Here is an 18,990-nt window from a genome sequence, read left to right on the forward strand (position 1 = left end):
CTCCGAAAGGAGAAGCCTGATGCCGTTCGCTGATGTCGGCGAAATCACCGGCCACCCCCAGCAGGCGCTGATCTTCGAGCACGGCTGGCAGTCGTGGAGTCCCACGGGCGCCTACCGCGTCGGCGATAGCCCGCCGAGGCCGGCGAGCGAGACCATCCAGACGCTCTGCTACCGCCCCGAGACCCCGATCCCGCCCGGAGCGTTCCAGGGCGAGGGCCTGATCGCGGTCGATCCCGGGGACGGCGCGCCCGTCTCGCTCTGGTCGGCGGCCAGCCATCTGGACGTCCCGTCCATCCGGGTCCGCGAGGAGGGCGGCCGCCTGGTCGTCTCCGCCGACGGCCCGGTCCGGCACACGCAGGTCGACGGCCCGCTCGACGCGGCCCTGCGCACCTGGGCCGAGACGATGGCCGAGGGCGTGGCCCCGCCGAGCTTCCCGGCCGTCCCCCCGATGTGGTGCTCCTGGTACGGCTACTGGGACAAGGTCACCGACCAGGACATCCTCGACAACCTGCGGCTGGCCGAGCAGCACGGCGTCGAGGCCGACATGTTCCTGATCGACGACGGCTACGAGGCCGAGATCGGCGACTGGCTGGAGTTGCGCCCCGAGTTCGGCTCGCTGGAACGCGCGGTCGGCACCGTCCGCGAGGCCGGCAAGCGCGGCGGCATCTGGCTGGCGCCCTTCCTGGTCGGCCACCGCAGCCGGATCTTCCGCGAGCACCCCGACTGGCTGGTCGGCGGCGCCGACGCGGGCCGGATGTGGGACCAGGACCTCGCCGTTCTCGACGTCACCCACCCCGACGCCGCCGCGCATCTCGTGCACGTCTTCGAGACCCTGTCGGCCATCGGCCTGACGCACTTCAAGCTCGACTACCTCTACGCCGGAGCGCTCCCCGGCCGCCGCCACGAGGACCTCACCCCGATCGCCGCCTACCGGCGCGGGCTCGAGCTCATCAGGCAGGGCGCCGGCCCCGCGGCCACCATCCACGGCTGCGGCGCCCCGATGCTGCCGAGCCTCGGCCTGGTCGACATCATGCGGGTCAGCCCCGACATCGCCCCGACGCTCCTGCCCAGGTCGGGCGACATCAGCCAGCCCTCGCAGCTCGGCGCCCGGCTGACCGGCGCCGCCCGCGAGTTCCTGCACGCGCGCTGGTGGGTCAACGACCCCGACTGCATCATGGCCCGCCCCGAGGTGGAGGCCCGCGAGGAGTGGGCGGCGCACATCGACGCCACCGGCGGCCTGCGCGGCTCCAGCGACCCGATCGCCGCCCTGGACGACTGGGGCCTGGCCACCACCAGACGGCTGATGGTCCCGACCAGGACGGATCCGTCGTGACGGTCGGGACGGCGCCGCCACCGGTCCGGACACCGGTACGGCCCGCCGCCAAGCGCCGCAGGCCAGGCCGGTGGTACCCGTACCTGTTCATCGGGCCCAGCCTCTTCGGCGTCGTCGCCTTCCTGCTGCTGCCCGTCGTCATCGTCTTCGTCCTCAGCCTCTTCGACTGGGAACTGCTGTCCGACCCGACCTTCGTCGGCCTGGACAACTACCGCAAGCTGGCCGCCGACGGATCGGTCTGGAGCTCGCTCGGCACGACGATCGTCTACGTCCTGCTGGCCATCCCGCTCCAGACGGTCCTGGCCCTGCTCCTGGCGATGATGCTGAACCAGCGGGTCAAGGGCGTGAAGTTCTTCCGCGCGCTGTTCGTGATCCCCTGGATGGCCACGCCGATGGTGCTCGGCCTGGTCTGGAGCTGGATCTTCGATCCGAAGGACGGCGCGATCAACCAGTTGCTCGACGTGTTCGGCATCACCGGGCCCGCCTGGCTGTCGGAGTCGTCGCTGGCCCTGCCGGCCGTCGCGCTGGTGAGCGTGTGGCAGCACACCGGCTACAACATGCTGTTCTTCCTGGCCGGGCTGCAGGGCATCCCGCAGGAGCTGTACGACGCGGCCGCCTGCGACGGGGCGACGCCGGTCCAGCGCTTCTTCCGGGTGACGCTGCCGCTGCTCAACCCCACGATGTTCTTCGTCACGGTGACCAACATGATCGGCGCCTTCCAGGCGTTCGACACCATCTACTCGATGACCGCGGGCGGGCCCAGCGAGTCCACGACGGTGATCAACTTCAAGATCTTCCACCTGGCGTTCAGGGAGTTCGACTTCGGCTACGCCGCGACCGTGTCCATCGTGCTCTTCCTGATCATCCTGCTGGTGACCTCGGTCCAGATCAGGTTCTTCAGCAAGCGCACCACCTACGACATGAGCTGAGGGACCCATGAAGCGTTTTCTGCTCTACGCCACGCTCATCGTCGGCTCGGTGATCACCGTCTTCCCCTACATCCTCGTGGTGCTGACGGCGTTCAAGTCGCAGGAGCAGTTGCACACGACCGCGCCGTGGCTGCCGGGGGTGCCGCCGACCACCGACAACCTCACCAAGCTGCTCGGCGGGGAGTTCCCGCAGTACATCCTCAACACGGCGCTGATGACCGCCGCGCTGACGGTCGGGCAGCTCGTCTTCACCACCTTCGCCGCCTACGCCTTCGCCCGGCTCAGGTTCCGTGGCCGCGAGGTGCTGTTCTGGCTGTTCGTGGCGACGATGATGGTGCCGGTCGCGGTGACGGTGATCCCGTTGTTCCTCATCATGAAGGAGCTCGACCTCATCAACACCTGGGGCGGGCTGCTGGTGCCGTACCTCCTCGGCTCGCCGTACGGGATCTTCCTGATGCGGCAGTTCTTCCGCGGCCTGCCCGCGGGCCTCGAAGAGGCCGCGCGGATCGACGGCGCGGGCCCGATGACCATCCTGGTGCGGGTGCTCCTGCCGCTGTGCAAGCCCGCGCTCGGCACGCTGGCGATCATCACGGTGATCTCCTCGTGGAACAGCTTCATGTGGCCGCTGATCATCACCAGCGGCGACGAGACGAAGGTCATCACGGTCGCGCTGGCCGCGCTCAAGGTCGGCATCGGCGTCGACTACACCGCGATCATGTCCGGCGGGCTGATCGCCCTGGTGCCGACTGTCGTGATCTTCATCTTCTTCCAGCGCTACATCGTCCGGTCGGTCGTCCTGACCGGTCTGAAGTGAAAGGCACGAGTATGAAATCCCCCCGCATACGCCTCACCCTCGCGGCCCTGCTGGCCCTGCCCCTCGCCGCCTGCGGCTCCGGCGGCGGCTCCTCGGAGAGCGCCGGCCCGGTGACGCTGACCTACCGCCTCTGGGACGAGCAGCAGAAGGTCGGCTACGACAAGGTCATGGCGGCCTTCGAGAAGGCGAACCCGAACATCAAGGTCAAGATCGAGGTGATGCCCTACGACGACTACTGGACCAAGCTCACCGCCGACGCCGTCGCGGGCAGCGCGCCCGACGTGTTCTGGATGCAGGTCAGCTACTTCCCGGCCTTCGTCACCAAGGGCGTCCTCGCCGACCTCAGCCCGCTCAAGCTCGACCCCGCCAAGTACCACCCCAACGTCGTGGCCTCCAACACCTACGAGGGCAAGCTGTACGGCGTGCCCAAGGACTGGGGCATGCCGGGCCTGCTCTACAACAAGGACCTGTTCGAGAAGGCCGGCGTCGAGATGCCGGACAAGCTCACCTGGGCGCCCGACGGCTCCGGCACGCTGGTCGAGCTGGCCAAGAAGCTCACCGTGGACGAGGCCGGCAAGCACCCCGGCGAGGCCGGCTTCAACCCCGACAAGATCAAGACGTACGGCTTCGCCTCCACCAACCACTCCCAGACCCAGTGGATGAACTGGATCGAGTCCAACGGCGGCAAGCTGGTCGACAAGCCCTTCGGCAAGTACGTCTTCAACGACGCGGCCTCCGCCGAGGCGGTGCAGTTCGGCGTCGACCTGATCACCAAGCACCACGTCTCGCCGCCGGCCACCCAGACCAACCCGCCCACCGGCAAGGCCGCCGACATGTTCAAGGGCGGCCAGGTCGCCATGTACCCGGCCAACAACGCCCTGCTGCCCTACGTCGCACCGGAGATCAACTTCGGCATCGGCGTCGCGATGATGCCGGAGGGCCCGAAGGGCCGGGCCGTGAACATCAACGGCCTCGGCGAGTCGGTCTACGCCAAGAGCAAGCACCCCGAGGAGGCCATGAAGCTGGCCAAGTACCTCGCCGGTGAGGAGGCCCAGAAGTCGATGGCCGACCAGGGCTACATCTTCCCCGCGCTGGTGGGCGACAGCCTGGCCCAGGGCTACATCGACTTCTGGAAGAACAACGCCAAGCCGGTCGACGTCACCCCCTTCCTGGAGCAGTCGAAGGGCACCACCTTCAACATGCCGATCGTCACCGGCTGGACCGGCTTCGAGCAGAAGCTGACCGGCATCTTCAACGAGGTCTACCTCGGCAAGATCACCGCCCAGCAGGGCGTCGAGCAGGCCGTCACCGAGGGCAACGCGACCATCAAGTAGGAGCCCCCCGCATGATCACCCGGCGTTCACTCATCGCCGGGGGCGCGAGCCTGGGCCTCGTCGCCGCACTGGACACCGCACCAGTGCGCGCGGCGGCCCGGCGTGCCCCCCTGTCGGATGTCTTCCAGTTAGGCGTCGCCTCCGGCGAGCCCGATCCCCGTGGCATGGTCCTCTGGACCCGGCTGGCCATGGACCCCCTGGCCCCGGACGGTCTCGGCGGCATGCCCGACCGGCCGGTGCCCGTCCAGTGGCAGGTCGCCAAGGACGAGAACTTCCGCCACGTCGTGCGCGGCGGCGTCGAGGTGGCCCGGCCCGAGGCGGCGCACAGCGTCCACATCGAACTGGACAGCCTCGCCCCCGGCGCCGAGTACTTCTACCGCTTCCGCGTCGGCACCGAGATCTCCCCGGTCGGCCGCACGCTGACCTCGCCCGCCCCCGGCGCCGGGAGCCGCGAGCTCAACCTCGCCTTCACCTCCTGCGCCGACTACCAGACCGGCTGGTTCACCGCCTACCGCCGGATGGCCGAGGACCACCCTGACCTGATCGCCTTCCTCGGCGACTACCTCTACGAGTACGGGGACTACAAGTACCCCGTGCGCGACCAGGCCGGCGGCGAGTGCTTCGACCTGGCCGGCTACCGGCTGCGGCACGCCCAGCACAAGGCCGACCCCGATCTGCAGGCCGCGCACGCCATCGCGCCGTGGGCGGTGGTCTGGGACGACCACGACATCGAGAACGGCTGGGCGGCCGACATCCCCGAGCAGCCCGACCCGCCCTTCCTGCCCCGCCGGGCCGCCGCCTTCCAGGCCTACTACGAGAACATGCCGCTGCGCCGCGCCCAGCGGCCGGACGGCTGGAAGCTGCGCCTGTACCGCAGCATCCGCTGGGGCGCGGTGGCCAACCTGCACCTGCTCGACACCCGGCAGTACCGCGACCTGTACGCCTGCACCGGCCGGTCGGGCAACATCGGCCCCGACTGCCTGGAGGCCTTCGACCAGAACCGCACCCTGCTCGGCAAGGAGCAGGAGGCCTGGCTGGAGGGCGAGCTGAAGAACTCCGGCGCCACCTGGGACCTGCTCGGCCAGCAGGTCTTCATGATGGAGATGGACTGGTCCAACGGCCTGGCCAAGTCCTTCTCCAACGAGGGCTGGGACGGCTACGTCGCCTCCCGCAACCGCCTGGCCGCCGCCCTCGACGACAACAAGCGCAACGGCGTCGTGCTCACCGGCGACGTGCACTCGCACTGGGCCGGCGAGCTCAAGCGCGACCACAAGGACCCGGCCTCGAAGTCGGTCGCCGTCGAACTGGTCACCACCTCGGTCACCAGCGCGGGCAACGGCTTCGACGAGTACCCCAACACGCAGATCCTGCTGGACGAGAACCCGCACGTGAAGTTCTTCAACGGCCGCCGCGGCTACGTCAGGACCCGCATCTCGCCGACCGAGATGAAGGTCGACTTCCGCTCGCTCGCGGTCGTCACCCAGCCGCACGCCCCCGTCTACACCTCCGGCAGCTTCGTCATCGAGCCGGGCAACCCGAGCCTCAACCCAGCCTGACGGGACCCTCCCATGCGCAAGATCACGGCCGCCCTGTCGGTGGCGGCCCTCCTCACCATGCCCTTAGCCAGTGCCGACGCCACCACGTCCGCGCCGCCCGCGATCGAGACCCCGCCGATGGGCTGGAGCAGCCGCACGCTGGGCTGCGCCGTCTCGGAGGCGACGGTACGGCAGGCCGCCGACGCCATGGCCACGCTCGCCCAGGCCGGCTACACCTACGTGATCATCGACGGCTGCTGGCAGGGCCCCGACGGCAACGCCGACCCCGCCCGCTTCCCCTCGGGCGTCAAGGCGCTGGCCGACCACCTGCACGGCAAGGGGCTGAAGCTCGGCCTGAGCCTGTCGGCCGGCACCAAGGCCTGCGCCGGCGCCGGGCGCGGCTCCTACAAGAACGAGGCGGCCGACGCCGCCCTGGTCAGAAGCTGGGGCGTCGACTACGTCAAGTACGACTGGTGCAACGTCCCGGTCGCCGACTTCCCCGGCAAGACCTCCCGCGACATCGCCGAGATCCTCTACCCGCCCATGCGCCAGGCCCTCGGCGACTCGATCGTCTTCGCGATGAACAACGAGGACGGCAACAGCGTCCCCTGGCTCTGGGGCGGGCAGGTGGCCACCACCTGGCGCACCAACGTCTACAACCGGCCGATCGCCGACACCTACGCCGGCATGGCCGGCCTCTGGGAGACGAACATGCTCCGCGTCGACTACGCGGGCAAGGGAAGCTGGGCCGACCCCGACCTGATCCAGGCCGGCCGCGGCGGGATGAGCGAAGCGGAGTACCGCAGCCAGTTCAGCCTCTGGGCGATCGGCGCGGCCCCGCTGATCCTCCAGGCCGACCCGGCCAAGGCGCCCGCCTCGATCGTGGCCAACCCCAAGGTCATCGCGGTCAACCAGGACCGGCTCGGCCTCATGGGCCGCTACGCCCAGACTGACGGCTGGTACCACGTGCTGGTCAAGCCGCTGGAGAACGGCGACCGGGCGGTCGTGCTGTTCAACGAGAGCGACCGGCAGGCCACCATCTCGGTCAAGGCGAGCCGGCTCAAGCTGCCCGACACCGGGCGCTACCGGGTCGAGGACCTGTGGACCGGGGCGGTCTGGTCGAGCGAGGGCGACCTGTCGGCGGCCGTGCCGGCGCACTCCTCGGTCATGTACCGGGTGAGCGCCGGCCGGGAGCGGGCCCCTTCGCTGGTCTCGTTCGACGTCGACCCGGCGCGCTTCCTCGGCGACAACCGGCCCTCCACCCTCGAACCCGGCAAGGAGGCGGAGATCTCGGCCACGGTCACGAACGTCGGCCGCACCGGGACGCTTCGCGACGTGGAGGTGACGCTTGCCGTACCGGAGGGGTGGAGGGCGACGCCGCGCACGCCGGCCAGGACCGGCGCGCTGCGCGACGGCGAGAGGTTCACCGCGACCTGGGCGGTCACCGCACCGGCCGGCGCCGAGCAGAAGACCTACGACCTGACCGGCAGCGTCCGCCTCGGCGACGCGGGCACCCTCGCCGGCGGCGCGGTCGTCCGGGTCGCGCAGGCTCCCGGGCCGGGCACGAGCTACCTGAGCGACCTGACCTGGACCAAGGCCGCCAACTACTGGGGGCCCGTCGAGCGCGACCAGAGCGTGGGCGGCAAGGGCCAGGGCGACGGCGCGCCGCTCACCATCGGCGGCGTGCGCTACGCCAAGGGGCTGGGCACACACGCGCCGGCCGACATCGAGTTCTACACCGCCGGGCGCTGCTCGGTGGTCGAGTTCCAGGCCGGCGTGGACGACCAGGTCGGCGACCTGGGTTCGGTCGACGTCGAGGTCTGGGCCGACGGCGGCCGGGTGGCGCACTCCGGCGTCGTCACCGGCGCGCAACCGGCCAGGAAGGTCACCGCGAACGTCCAGGGCGCCGGTCACGTCCGCCTGGTCGTGACCAACGGCGGCGACAACGCGCAGTCCGATCACGCCGACATCGCCGACGCCACCATCACCTGCAAGTAGGAGGTCACACTTGATGATCGTTCCCAAGCCCGTCCGGTCCGAGACCAGACCAGGCACCTTCGTCCTCACCGGCCGGACGGCGCTGACCGCCGATCCCGCGCTCGGCGAGGTGGCCGCCTGGCTGCGGGCCGAACTCTGCCCCTTCACCGGAGGTGAGCTGCTCCCGAGCGGCCCAGGCCCGGGAACGATCACGATCGGCCTCGGCGACCTGCCGCCCGAGGCCTACCGGCTGACGGTGGCCGAGGACGGCGTGGCCATCGTCGCGGGCGGCCCGGCGGGGGCCTTCTACGGCGCGCAGACGTTGCGTCAGTTGCTTCCGCCGGAGGCCTTCCGGCGGGCGGCGGCCGGCGGGTCCTGCGAGGTGCCGGCCGTCCACATCGAGGACGAGCCGCGGTTCGGGTGGCGTGGCTGCATCCTCGACGTCGCCCGACATTTCATGACCAAGCATGACCTGCTGCGGTTCATCGACCTCATGGCGATGCACAAGCTCAACGTCCTCCACCTGCACCTCACCGACGACCAGGGCTGGCGCCTGGAGATCAGGCGCTACCCCCGGCTGACCGAGGTCGGCTCCTGGCGCAAGGAGAGCCAGACCGGATGGAACGGCCCCATGGACGGCCGCCCGCACGGCGGCTTCTACACCCAGGACGACATCCGCGAGATCGTGGCCTACGCCGCGCGCCGGCACATCATGATCGTGCCGGAAATCGACCTGCCCGGCCACACCCAGGCGGCCATCGCCGCCTACCCCGAGCTCGGCAACCTGAGCACGCCGCTGGAGGTGCGGACCACCTGGGGGATCGGCGTCAACGTGCTGAACGTCGAGGACAGCACGATCACGTTCTTCCAGAACGTCTTCGACGAGGTGCTGGAGCTGTTCCCGAGCCCCTACGTCTGCGTCGGCGGCGACGAGTGCCCCAAGGACCAGTGGCGCACCAGCCCCGCCGCGCAGCGGCGGATGAGCGAGCTGGGGCTGACCCACGAGGACGAGTTGCAGAGCTGGTTCATCCACCAGTTCGACGACTACCTCACCGCTCGCGGCCGGCGGCTGGTCGGCTGGGACGAGATCCTGGAGGGGGGCCTCGCGCCCGGCGCGGTCGTCGCGTCCTGGCGTGGCGACCTGGGCGCGGTGGCCGCCGCCAAGGCCGGGCACGACGTGATCACCTGCCCGAACACGGCCGTCTACTTCGACTACCGGCAGGGGCCGGGGGAGGACGAGCCCGTGCCCTTCGGGACCGTGCTCACCCTCGACGACGTCTACGCCTTCGAGCCGATCCCCGAGGAGCTGCGCGGGGAGGAGGCCGCGGCCCGGGTGGTGGGCTCGCAGTGCGGGGTCTGGACCGAGCTGATCGACTCCAACCGGCGGGTCGACTACATGACCTTCCCCCGGCTCTCCGCCTTCGCCGAGACGGTGTGGAGCTCGGCCGGGCGGGACCTGGCCGACTTCCGGCGGCGGCTGGCCGCGCACCTGCCGAGGCTCGCCGCCATCGGCGTCGAGTACCGCCGCGAGGACGGGCCGCTGCCCTGGCAGACCCGGCCCGGCGTGCCCGGACGGCCCGAGGACCCGGTCGAGTGGCAGGCCCAGCTCGACGCCTGGACCAGCAACCTGCGAGAACCCCGATGAGCACGCTGTCCTGGCCGGGGTGTGCGAATGCCCGGGATCTGGGAGGGCTCCCCGCGGCGGGTGGCGGGCGGGTCCGGCCCGGCGCGCTGATCCGCTCCGACCGGCCACGGCCGGTGAGCGTCGAGGCGGTGTTCGGCCACGGCATCACCCTCGTGGCCGACCTCCGCCTGGCCGCCGAGTGCCGGGCGGACCCGAGCCCCCTCGCCGCCCACCCCGCCTACCGCAACCTGCCGGTCCTGCGGCCGGAGGACACCGTGCTGGAGGAGATGGCCGACTCCCTGCCCGCCATCTACCGCGCCATCCTCGACCGCGGCGCGCCACTCGTCGCCGAGGCCATGGCCGCCATCGCCACCGCCCCCGCAGGTGGCGTGCTGGTGCACTGCCACTCCGGCAAGGACCGCACCGGCCTGATCGTCGCCCTCTCGCTCAGCCTGGCCGGGGTGGCCGACGAGGACATCGCCGCCGACTACGCCCTCACCGCCGGCGCCCTGCGCCACGAGGCGCAGTTCGCCGCGACCACCCGGTCCAGGCGGCTGTTCGCCGAGGTCACCGCGGCCACCATGCTGGCCACGCTCGCCTACCTGCGCGAGCGGTACGGCGGGGCCGAGCCGTACCTGCGCGGGGCGGGACTCGGCCAGGACGAGATCACCTTGCTGAAAGCCCGACTCATCGACCCCTAGGAGAGGCCATGGCCACCCGATTAGCCGCCGTCCTGCTCGCCCCCGCCCTGCTCGTGGCGGGACTGCTCGGCCTGCCCGCCCCCGCTTCGGCGGCGACCGGACCGGCACTCACCGCGGCGCAACTCGCCCAGGTGAACCCGCTCGTCTACACCGACGGCAAGGCCCAACGCGACGCGGTCGCCGCCGCCTTCCCGGTCGGCAGGACCGACCTGAGCGCGGTCATCGCCGCCGGAGGGCACGCCACCCGCGCCATCTGCCACCCCACCAACCTGCGGGTCAGCGTCCCGGTGAGCGGGTTCTGCTGGAACGGCACCGACGACACCACCGGCAACTGGTTCCCGCAGGGCATCACCGGCAGCGGCGACGGCATGAACGGCTCGGTCCTCTACCCGCCGTGCGCGGGCTGCCCGGGCCGGAAGATCGTCGCGGTGAGCTGGCGCAGCGGCTCGTCGCACCCGCACGGCGCCAACCGGCTGGCCCGGGTCACCTTCGCCGACGTCACCGCCGGGACGGCCGGCGCGCCGTACCGGCACGCGCTGCTGGTCGAGCCGGACGGCAGCGCCGAGGGCTTCCGCGAGATCGCCAGCCACGCGGACGGCCTCACCTGGTACGGCAACAAGCTCTTCGTGTTCAGCGGCGGGGACACCCCGGGCCTGCCCGGCGCCGACCGCGTGGTCAGGGTCTTCGACCTCACCCAGTTATGGCGGATGAACTCCACCGCCTCCGGCAACGTCGGCTGCGCGGCCGGGGTGTGCTCGGCGGCCTGGTCGGAGTTCGCGCTGCCGCAGATCGGCTTCTACCGGTTCGCCGCCCCCGCCGGGTGCGACTCCAGCCTGGCGCGGCCCTGCTTCCACGGCGTCTCGCTCGACCGCTCGGGCGCCGACCACCTGGTCACCGTCGAGTACCGGCAGGGCGCCTCCGGCGGCAAGATCCTGCGCTGGCCGCTCGACGCGAGCACCGCCCTGCTCAAGCCGGACGCCGGCGGGGTGGTCCGCCCCACCGAGGGATGGACCAGCCCGGTCTGGGACATGCAGGGCAGCGCCTTCACCGGCGGCCGGGGCGTGCTCGAAGGGCTCTGCCCCGAGGGCATGCCGCCGGTCAGCTACATGCCCGACCAGGACGGCCGGTCCGTCGTCGGGGCCTTCCGCAAGTCCTGCCTGCACCGGGTGAGCATCGCCGCGGACCGCTCGGCGATCGAGGTGCACGTCATGACGACCGCGCCCGGCAACGCCCAGAACCTGTCCTACTGGCCGGGCAGCGGCGAGCTCTGGCTGGTCAACGAGTTCAAGGGAGACTACGACAACATCTACGGCAGCAACCGGCTCGTCCTGGCCCTGACCTGCCCCGACCTGGCCTGTTAGCGCCGCGATGGGCCCGCCCCGCCGCGCGATGGCGGGCCCATCGCGGACGCATCGCTGATCTATCAACGCGGGGGCGCACTCTGAGGTTGTCAGCAGGACAGCCACCCAGAAGGAGCCCAAGATGGCCGCCACCACCACCCCCAAGACCTTCGAAGGCTTCTCGGCCGAGGAGCGCGCGGCGATGAAGGCGCACGCCGAGGAGCTCAAGGCCAGCGCGCGGCGCGGCGCCAAGGCCGACCCCGAAGTGGACGTGCTCGCCAAGATCGCCGAGCTGGAGGAGCCGGACCGCATCCTGGCCGAGCGGATCCACGCCCTCGTCAAGGAGCACGCGCCCAGCCTGACCTCCAAGCTCTGGTACGGCATGCCGGCCTACGCCCGGGACGGGAAGATCGTCTGCTTCTTCCAGCCGGCGCCCAAGTTCAAGGCCCGCTACGCCACCCTCGGCTTCAACGACACCGCCAACCTCGACGACGGCAACATGTGGCCGAGCGCCTACGCCCTCACCACCATCGGCCCCGCCGAGGAGACCCGCATCGCCGCGCTCCTCAAGCAGGCCGTGAGCTGACCCCGTGACGAAGACCCCCTCCCGCCTGACCCGTCCCGCCCCGGGGACGGGTCAGGCGCTTGCCGTACTCCGGTCCCGCAGGAGACCCAGTCCATCCCGAGTCATCGCGGGCCTCGGAAGGCGGAGAGCAGGGCGTCCACCTCGGTGGCGATGAGCTCCAGGTCACCGGCAGGGTCCTGCGACCTGGCCAGGAGCATCCCGCCCTCGCACAACGCACCGAACATGAGCTGAGCCCGGACCGTGGGGTCCCCCGGAGTGAGCACCCCTTCGGCGGCGGCGACTTCGAAACCGGCCACGAGCACCCGCAACATGGTCCCGTGCTCGATCTCGCGGACGCTGTCCCAGCCGAGCACCGCGGGCCCGTCGAGGATGACGATGCGGCGGAACCCGGGGTCGAGGCAGTGCTCCAGAAACGTCCGGCAGCCCAGCCGCAGCGCCTCCCAAGCACTGGGGGCGGTGGCGGCGACCTGTTCGAGGGTGGTGGCGATGGCGGCGGCCTCGGCGGTGAGGGCGGCTCGGAAGATGCTGTTCTTCCCGGAGAAGTGGTGGTAGATCGCGCCCTTGGTGGTCCCGGTAGCGGCGGCGATCTCCTCCAGGGCGGTGGCGGCGAACCCCCGCGTCCCGAAGAGCTCGCGCGCCGCGTTGACCAGCAGGGCGGTGGTCGCGTCCGAGCGCTGGGCCTGGGTGCGTGGGGGCATGGGCGGGGTCCTCCATTGACTTGCATACTCCGGGTATGTAACTTCGACCCTAGTTACATACCCACAGTATGAAACACGGAGGTGCCCCATGTCCGCACCACCCATCGCGATCTACGGCGCGAGCGGCCACACCGGCCGCCTGGTCGCCACCGACCTCCACGCCCGAGGCCACGCCGTGATCCTCGCCGGACGGTCGGAACCCAAGCTCAAGGCCCTGGCCGACGAACTGCCGGGCGCCGAGACCCATCCCGCCGGCCTCGACGACCCCGGCGCCTTACGCGAACTGGCCGGGCGGGCCGGCGTGCTGATCCACTGCGCCGGGCCGTTCGAGACCACCGGCCGGCCCGTGGCGAGCGCCGCCGTCGAGGCCGGATGCCACTACGTCGACCACAGCCTCGAACAACACCACGCCAGGTGGTTCTTCGACACCCTCGACGAGCCGGCCCGCCGCCGCGACCTCGTCATGATCACCGCGATGAGCTTCTACGGCGGCCTGGGCGACCTGCTCGCCGCCGCCGCTGCGGCCGGGCTCGCCGAGGTGGAGCGGGTGGTGACCGCCTACGCGGTCTCCGGCTGGCGGCTGACCGGCGGCGCCCGGCGGACCGCCGAACTGCTCTTCGCCGACACCCGCCGCATCACCTACACCGACGGCGCCCACCACGTGGGCTACGTCGAGCCGCGCAACGCCGTCTTCCCCTTCCCGCCGCCGCTCGGGCCGCGCACGATGATCGCGCCGATCCCCTCCTCCGACGTGGTCACCATCCCGCGCCACGTCCGGACCCGGCAGGTCGAGGCCCAGCTCACCGCCGAGACCTTCGCCGAGGAAGGGGCCTTCACCAGCGACGACCTGCCGCCCGAGGAGCGGGCCCGGTCACGCTTCATCGTCGCCGTCCAGGCCATCACCGCCGACGGCAACAACGCCGCGCAGGCCGGCGGCCACGACCTGTGGCGGGCCAGCGCGCTCGCCTCCGTCGAAGCCGCCGTACGGCTGGCCCGCGGCGAGGGCCCCGAGCCCGGCGCGCACAGTCCCGCCACGGCCTTCCCCGCCGAGCCGTTCCTGCGCGACCTGGAGGCGCTCGGCCTCTTCGACCTCACCCTCCGCAAGGGAGCAAGCCGATGATCCTGGTCACCGGAGCGGCCGGCGGGCAGCAGGGCGCCACCGGACGCCGCGTCACCGAACTGCTGCTCGACGCCGGACAGCAGGTGCGGGCCTTCGTCCGCGCCGACGACCACCGGGCCGAGGAGCTGCGCAAGCTCGGCGCGGAGGTGTTCGTCGGCGACCTGCGCGAGATCCAGTCCGTACGGCAGGCCGTCAAGGGCGTCACCCGGGCGTACTTCACCTACCCGGTGACCGCCGGCCTGCTCGACGCCTCGGCCGCCTTCGCGATGGCCGCCCGCGAGGCCGGCCTGGAACGCGTCGTCGAGGTCTCGCAACTCGACGCCGGCCCGTCCGCGGGCACCCCGCACATGCGCCGCCACTGGCTGGCCGAGCAGGTCTTCACCCACGCCCTCGGCGATCGCGCCGTCCACCTGCGGGCCGGCGTCTTCTTCGAGAACCTCGCGGTCCAGGCCGCGCTCGGGAAGCTGGCCATGCCGCTCGGCGGCCCGGACACCTGGATCCCGCTGGTCGCCGCCGAGGACGTGGCGCGGGTGGGCGCGGGCCTGGTGCTCGCCGACCCGGACCCCGAACCGGTCTGCCTGGTCAACGGGCAGATGGCCACCGTCGGGCAGATCGCGGCCGCGTTCGGCGTGCCGTACGAGGACCTGGACCCGGGCGAGTGGGAACGCCGCGCGCGGGAGGTCTACCGCGACGAGGTGGCGGTCGAGCACCTGTCGCACCTGTGGGCGCTGTTCCGGTTCATCGGCTCCGGGCACCACCCGCTCTTCGTGGTCACCCCGAGCATCCGGCAGTACGGCGGGCGCGACCCGCTGACCCTGGCGGGGTTCGTCAGCGCTCCAGGTGGGAGGTGATCTTGGCGTGCACGCTGTTGATCCACACGTCGGAGTACTCGACCGCCCGGCCGTCGTCGGTGTAGGTGACCTGCTCCAGGTAGAGGACGGGTGAGCCCGGCGGCAGACCCAGCCCGGCGGCCACCTCGTCGCGGGCCGGTTCGGCGCTGAAGGTCCGCCGCCCCTCGGCGATGCGCAGGCCGTACCGGCGTTCGAGGGTGTCGAAGAGCGAGGCAGCGGTGAAGTCCACGCCCTCGACGCCGGGGCACAGGTCGGCCCGCACGTAGTTGACCAGGTACGCCAGCGGGCCCTGCGCGCAGTGGAAGACGCGGACCAGGCGCAGGGCCGGGGTGTTCGCCGAGACGCCCAGGATCGCCTCGACGGCCAGGGGCAGCCGTTCGAGCCGGGCGCTCAGCACCTCGGCGGTCAGATCGTAGCCCTGGTCGCGGAAGTCCTCGGTCAGCGAGCGCAGGCGCTGGGCGATGCCCGGCTCGGCGACCCCGGCGGTCACGAAGGTGCCCCGGCCACGGGTGGAGGAGAGCAGGCCGTCCTCGGTGAGCAGGGCGAGCGCCTTGCGGACCGTGCCCCGGTTGACGCCCAGCTCGGCGGCCAGCGCCGGCTCGGCGGGCAGCTTGAAGCGGGCGGGCCAGCGGCCGGAGGCGATCCGGTCGCGGATGGCCCGCTCGATCTGCAGGTGCAGGGGTTCGCCCGACTCGCGGGACAGCTCCCAGGCGGGGTCAGTAGGAGGCATCCGCCGTCTCGCCCTTGACCAGGCTGATGCCCGCGCTGGTGCCGAGCAGCGAGGCTCCGGCATCGAGCAGCGCGCGGGCCTGCTCGACGCTCTTGATGCCGCCCGACGCCTTGACCTTTACCCCGTCGCGCACCCGCGCGGCGAGCCAGGAGACGCTCTCCGGCGAGGCGATCTCCACCGATCCGCTGCTGGCGTTCTTGAGGTAGGCCGCCCCCGCCTCCATCGCCAGCTCGACCGCCCGCTCCCGCTGCTCGGGGGTGAGCAGCGGCAGCTCCAGCATCACCTTGACCGGAATGCCCGCCGCGACCACGCCCGCGATGTCGTCACGGAACTCCCGCTCCATCCCGCTGCGCAGCCACCCGACCTGCACGCCCATGTCGAGCTGGTCGGCCCCGGCCTCGGCGATGGCCCGCGCCTCGGCGGCCTTGCCGGCCGACGTCATCACGCCGACGATCGGGAAGTCGAGCGCGGAGGCGACGGCCACGCCGGTCCCGCGCAGCACCTCGGCCGCCAGCGGCACCCACGAGGCAGGGATCATCGCGGCGTTGAAGCCGTACTCGGCCGCTTCCTCGCAGTGGCGGACGATGTCGTCCCTGGTCAGGCCGACCTCGATGGCGGTGTGCTGGATGTAGGGAGCGAGGTTCACGACAGGTTGCCTTTCAGGAGTGCTTCGAGGTCGGCCGTCCGGCCGAGCCCCGGGATGGCCTCGAACCGCGAGACCGCGTAGGCCCCGGCGGCGGCCGCGAACCGGACCGCTTCGGGCAGGGGCCGGTGCAGGGCGGTGGCGAGGGCCGCGGTGAACGCGTCGCCGGCGCCCGTGGTGTCGACGACGCGGCTGGGCCGTACCGCCGGGAGGTGGAAGCGCGAGCGGCCGTCGTCGGCGTGCGCGCCGTCGGCGCCGCAGGTGAGCACGACGGTCGCGGCGGGGAAGCTCGCGCGCAGCGCATCGAGCAGTTCGTCCCGCCCGGCGGCCGGGCCGAGGCCGGTCAGCAGCCGGGCCTCGCCGAGGTTGGGGGTCAGGTAGTCGACCAGGGGGCGGTCGGCGGCGGGCAGGTCACGGGCGGGCGCGGGGTTGAGCAGGGTGCGCACGCCGTGCTCGCGGGCGGTCCGCAGGGTCGCCGAGACCACGTCCTGGGGGATCTCGTTGCAGGTCAGCACCAGGTCGGCGGCGGCGATGGCGGGCGCGAAGGCGGTCACGTGCTCGGGCCGCAGCTCGTCGAGCGCGCCGGGGGCGATGACGATGCGGTTCTCGCCGCTCTCCTCGACCAGGATCACCCCGGCCATGGTGGCCGCCCGCGCGGTGACCACGGTCGCCTCGACGCCTTCGGCCGCCCACAGCCGCCTGGCCTCCTCGGCGAAGGCGTCGGGGCCGAGCGCGGTCAGCAGGCTGACCCGCGCGCCGAGCCGGGCCGCGCCGATGGCCTGGTTGGAGCCCTTGCCGCCTGGGCCGCTGGCGAAGACGCCGCCGGACAGCGTCTCGCCGGCCTCGGGCATGCGGTCGATCCGCATGGTCAGCCCGGTGCCGTAGCTGCCCACCACTGCTATCTGCATAGACATATGGTAGACATATATCGACAAATCATGAAACTGGAGTGCCCATGACGGTCCCCTTGATCATCGACACGGACACCGCGCAGGACGACTGCGTCGCGCTGATCACCGCCCTGCTCGACCCGGTCGCCGACCTGCGCGCGATCACCATGGTCGCCGGGAACGTCGGCTTCGACCGCCAGGTGCGCAACGCCTACCTGACGCTCAGCGTGACCGGCCGCCTCGGCGAGGTGCCGATCCACCTGGGCTGCCGCCGCCCCATGGTGCGCGAGTGGGCCAGCGCCGAGAACGTGCACGGCGACGGCGCGGGCGGCCTCGACATGGACATGTCCGGCCTCGCCCCCGAGACCGAGCACGCCGTGGACGCGCTGATCCGGCTGGCCGCCGAGAGCCCCGGCGAGCTGTCCGTCGTGGCCATCGGCCCGCTCACCAACATCGCCATGGCCGTGGTGAAGGACCCCTCCTTCGCGCGCAACGTCAAGGCGCTCTACGTCATGGGCGGCTCCAACAACGGGCGCGGCAACATCACCGCCGCCGCGGAGTTCAACTTCTACGTCGACCCCGAGGCCGCCAAGACCGTCTTCTCCGCCGGGTTCGCCGTCACCGTCGTCCCGTGGGACCCGCTCACCCTGCGCCAGGCCGTCTTCGGCCAGGAGCGGCTCGACGCCATCGCCGCGCTCGACACCCCGCTGGCGCGCTTCTTCACCCGGGTCTGCGCGGCCACGCTGGAGTTCGACCGGAGCGTGGGCATCGACGGGACCACCCACCCCGACTCGCTGACCTCCGCGGTGCTCTTCCACCCCGAGCTGGTACGGCAGGCCTCGCCGTACCATGTCGACGTGGAGACCGCGGGCGAGCTGACCCGCGGCTACTCGGCGATGTCGTGGGGCGTGCACGGCCTGGAGCCGAACGCCACGGTGATCGAGGAGATCGACGCCGAAGGCTTCTTCACCTACCTGAAGACCCTCCTGGCCACCCCCACCAAGCCGTCGCGCGACCTCATCTACTGACCCTCGGCCCGGCGCCCCACCCCGCCCAGCCACCAGGACCCGGCAGCCTCCAGGTCGGCATCCGGCACCGGATCGTCGGGCCGCCAGGCGGTCACCGCCGTCAACCCGGGCTCAACCAGCTCGAACCCCTCGAAGTACGACAGGATCTCCGCCCGTCCCCGATAGGAGAAGACGGTGTTCGACCTGGCGAACACCTCCTCCTTCCGGCGCACCAGCTCCGCCGGATGCCCCTCGCGGGTCAGATGCGACAGGATCAGATGGCTGCCGGGCGCCAGCGGCCTGGCGTAGGCCCGCACCAGCCCGGCCGGATCCTCCGCATCGGCCACCCCGTGCAGCACCGACACGAACAGCACCGCCACCGGCCGGGAGAAGTCGATCAGCCGGACGACCTCCGGATGCTTCAGGATCGTCTCCGGCTCGCGCAGATCCCCCTGCACCAGGCTCACCCGCGACTCGTCGGTCGCCAGCAACGCCCGCGCATGCACCGCGACCACCGGATCGTGATCGACGTAGACCACGCGCGCCCTGGACGCCACCTCGTGCACGTTCCCCTGGCTCGGCAACCCGGCGCCCAGATCGAGGAACTGCTCGATCCCCTGCTCGACGGCATACCGTACGGCCCGCCGCAGGAACCGCCGATTGGCCAGCGGCACGTACCGGTTCTCCGGCGACATGGCGAACAGCTTCTGCACCGCCTCGCGATCAGCGGCGAAGTTGTCCTTCCCGCCCAACGCGTAGTCGTACATGCGGGCCATGTTGGGAATGCGCGGGTTGACCCCGCTCGGCGCCTCTTCGTCCACAGCTATGTCTCCCGAATCCGCAGAAAGTCGATCGTGGTCGCTCCCCCCGCCCCTGTC

18 protein-coding genes are annotated in these 18,990 nt (G+C 71.5%); 13 read left to right on the plus strand and 5 right to left on the minus strand.

Translation table 11 applies throughout. From position 1 onward, the window contains the following. Positions 1 to 19: 19 nt before the first annotated feature. The 10 genes from ACIBG7_RS24605 to ACIBG7_RS24650 all read left to right on the plus strand — a co-directional run bounded on the left by ACIBG7_RS24605 (position 20) and on the right by ACIBG7_RS24650 (position 12,173). Complete coding sequence (locus ACIBG7_RS24605) at positions 20 to 1,333, plus strand: glycoside hydrolase family 36 protein (protein ID WP_397337690.1); 1,314 nt, start codon at positions 20 to 22, stop codon at positions 1,331 to 1,333. Next, positions 1,330 to 2,262 (plus strand): carbohydrate ABC transporter permease, encoded by a 933-nt coding sequence (locus ACIBG7_RS24610; RefSeq protein WP_397337691.1) that lies wholly within the window; start codon positions 1,330 to 1,332, stop codon positions 2,260 to 2,262. The genes ACIBG7_RS24605 and ACIBG7_RS24610 overlap by 4 nt, the downstream gene beginning before the upstream one ends. Positions 2,263 to 2,269: 7 nt before the next feature. Then, positions 2,270 to 3,076, plus strand: a complete 807-nt coding sequence (locus tag ACIBG7_RS24615) for a carbohydrate ABC transporter permease (protein ID WP_357927688.1) — start codon at positions 2,270 to 2,272, stop codon at positions 3,074 to 3,076. An 11-nt stretch (positions 3,077 to 3,087) separates the two neighbouring features. Beyond that, positions 3,088 to 4,410 carry a sugar ABC transporter substrate-binding protein gene (locus ACIBG7_RS24620; protein ID WP_357927686.1) on the plus strand — a complete coding sequence of 441 codons (1,323 nt, stop codon included), beginning with the start codon at positions 3,088 to 3,090 and terminating at the stop codon, positions 4,408 to 4,410. An 11-nt stretch (positions 4,411 to 4,421) separates the two neighbouring features. Further along, entirely contained in the window at positions 4,422 to 5,966 is a 1,545-nt protein-coding gene (locus tag ACIBG7_RS24625; RefSeq protein WP_357927685.1) for an alkaline phosphatase D family protein, read from the plus strand. Between the two features lie 12 nt (positions 5,967 to 5,978). After that, positions 5,979 to 7,943, plus strand: coding sequence for an NPCBM/NEW2 domain-containing protein (locus tag ACIBG7_RS24630; protein ID WP_357927683.1), 1,965 nt, complete (start codon positions 5,979 to 5,981; stop codon positions 7,941 to 7,943). A 13-nt stretch (positions 7,944 to 7,956) separates the two neighbouring features. Next, positions 7,957 to 9,567 carry a beta-N-acetylhexosaminidase gene (locus ACIBG7_RS24635; protein WP_397337692.1) on the plus strand — a complete coding sequence of 537 codons (1,611 nt, stop codon included), beginning with the start codon at positions 7,957 to 7,959 and terminating at the stop codon, positions 9,565 to 9,567. Continuing rightward, positions 9,564 to 10,247, plus strand: coding sequence for a tyrosine-protein phosphatase (locus ACIBG7_RS24640; protein WP_397337693.1), 684 nt, complete (start codon positions 9,564 to 9,566; stop codon positions 10,245 to 10,247). The genes ACIBG7_RS24635 and ACIBG7_RS24640 overlap by 4 nt, the downstream gene beginning before the upstream one ends. A gap of 8 nt (positions 10,248 to 10,255) precedes the next feature. Further along, complete coding sequence (locus tag ACIBG7_RS24645) at positions 10,256 to 11,608, plus strand: hypothetical protein (protein ID WP_357927678.1); 1,353 nt, start codon at positions 10,256 to 10,258, stop codon at positions 11,606 to 11,608. Positions 11,609 to 11,729: 121 nt separating this feature from the next. Further along, the gene (locus ACIBG7_RS24650; protein ID WP_397337694.1) at positions 11,730 to 12,173 is read left to right on the plus strand and encodes an iron chaperone; all 444 of its coding nucleotides are present in this window, start codon (positions 11,730 to 11,732) and stop codon (positions 12,171 to 12,173) included. 101 nt (positions 12,174 to 12,274) lie between these two features. On the opposite strand, the gene ACIBG7_RS24655 is transcribed toward ACIBG7_RS24650, so the two are convergent. Continuing rightward, positions 12,275 to 12,871 (minus strand): TetR/AcrR family transcriptional regulator, encoded by a 597-nt coding sequence (locus tag ACIBG7_RS24655; protein ID WP_397337695.1) that lies wholly within the window; start codon positions 12,869 to 12,871, stop codon positions 12,275 to 12,277. Between the two features lie 88 nt (positions 12,872 to 12,959). On the opposite strand from ACIBG7_RS24655, the gene ACIBG7_RS24660 reads away from it, so the two are divergent. Beyond that, positions 12,960 to 13,991, plus strand: a complete 1,032-nt coding sequence (locus ACIBG7_RS24660) for a saccharopine dehydrogenase NADP-binding domain-containing protein (RefSeq protein ID WP_397337696.1) — start codon at positions 12,960 to 12,962, stop codon at positions 13,989 to 13,991. Next, on the plus strand, positions 13,988 to 14,842 hold the full coding sequence (locus ACIBG7_RS24665; RefSeq protein WP_397337697.1) for an NAD(P)H-binding protein: 855 nt from the start codon (positions 13,988 to 13,990) through the stop codon (positions 14,840 to 14,842). Before ACIBG7_RS24660 ends, ACIBG7_RS24665 begins: the two co-directional genes overlap by 4 nt. Here ACIBG7_RS24665 and ACIBG7_RS24670 read toward each other — a convergent pair. Genes ACIBG7_RS24670 through ACIBG7_RS24680 form a run of 3 tightly spaced genes read right to left on the minus strand, consistent with a single transcriptional unit; the run spans position 14,820 to position 17,123 of the window. After that, positions 14,820 to 15,572 carry a GntR family transcriptional regulator gene (locus tag ACIBG7_RS24670; protein WP_397337698.1) on the minus strand — a complete coding sequence of 251 codons (753 nt, stop codon included), beginning with the start codon at positions 15,570 to 15,572 and terminating at the stop codon, positions 14,820 to 14,822. The two genes, ACIBG7_RS24665 and ACIBG7_RS24670, sit on opposite strands and share 23 nt — an antisense overlap. Next, positions 15,559 to 16,218, minus strand: a complete 660-nt coding sequence (gene deoC / locus ACIBG7_RS24675) for a deoxyribose-phosphate aldolase (RefSeq protein WP_397337699.1) — start codon at positions 16,216 to 16,218, stop codon at positions 15,559 to 15,561. The genes ACIBG7_RS24670 and deoC overlap by 14 nt, the downstream gene beginning before the upstream one ends. Next, on the minus strand, positions 16,215 to 17,123 hold the full coding sequence (locus tag ACIBG7_RS24680; protein WP_397337700.1) for a ribokinase: 909 nt from the start codon (positions 17,121 to 17,123) through the stop codon (positions 16,215 to 16,217). Before ACIBG7_RS24680 ends, deoC begins: the two co-directional genes overlap by 4 nt. A gap of 47 nt (positions 17,124 to 17,170) precedes the next feature. Between ACIBG7_RS24680 and ACIBG7_RS24685 the strand changes: the two genes are divergently transcribed. Then, entirely contained in the window at positions 17,171 to 18,133 is a 963-nt protein-coding gene (locus ACIBG7_RS24685; RefSeq protein ID WP_397337701.1) for a nucleoside hydrolase, read from the plus strand. Here ACIBG7_RS24685 and ACIBG7_RS24690 read toward each other — a convergent pair. Then, positions 18,127 to 18,933 (minus strand): SAM-dependent methyltransferase, encoded by an 807-nt coding sequence (locus tag ACIBG7_RS24690; protein WP_397337702.1) that lies wholly within the window; start codon positions 18,931 to 18,933, stop codon positions 18,127 to 18,129. The genes ACIBG7_RS24685 and ACIBG7_RS24690 overlap by 7 nt on opposite strands. Positions 18,934 to 18,990 lie beyond the last annotated feature (57 nt).

This window comes from Nonomuraea sp. NPDC050328 (genome assembly GCF_044459405.1).
In the GTDB taxonomy this organism is placed as follows: domain Bacteria; phylum Actinomycetota; class Actinomycetes; order Streptosporangiales; family Streptosporangiaceae; genus Nonomuraea.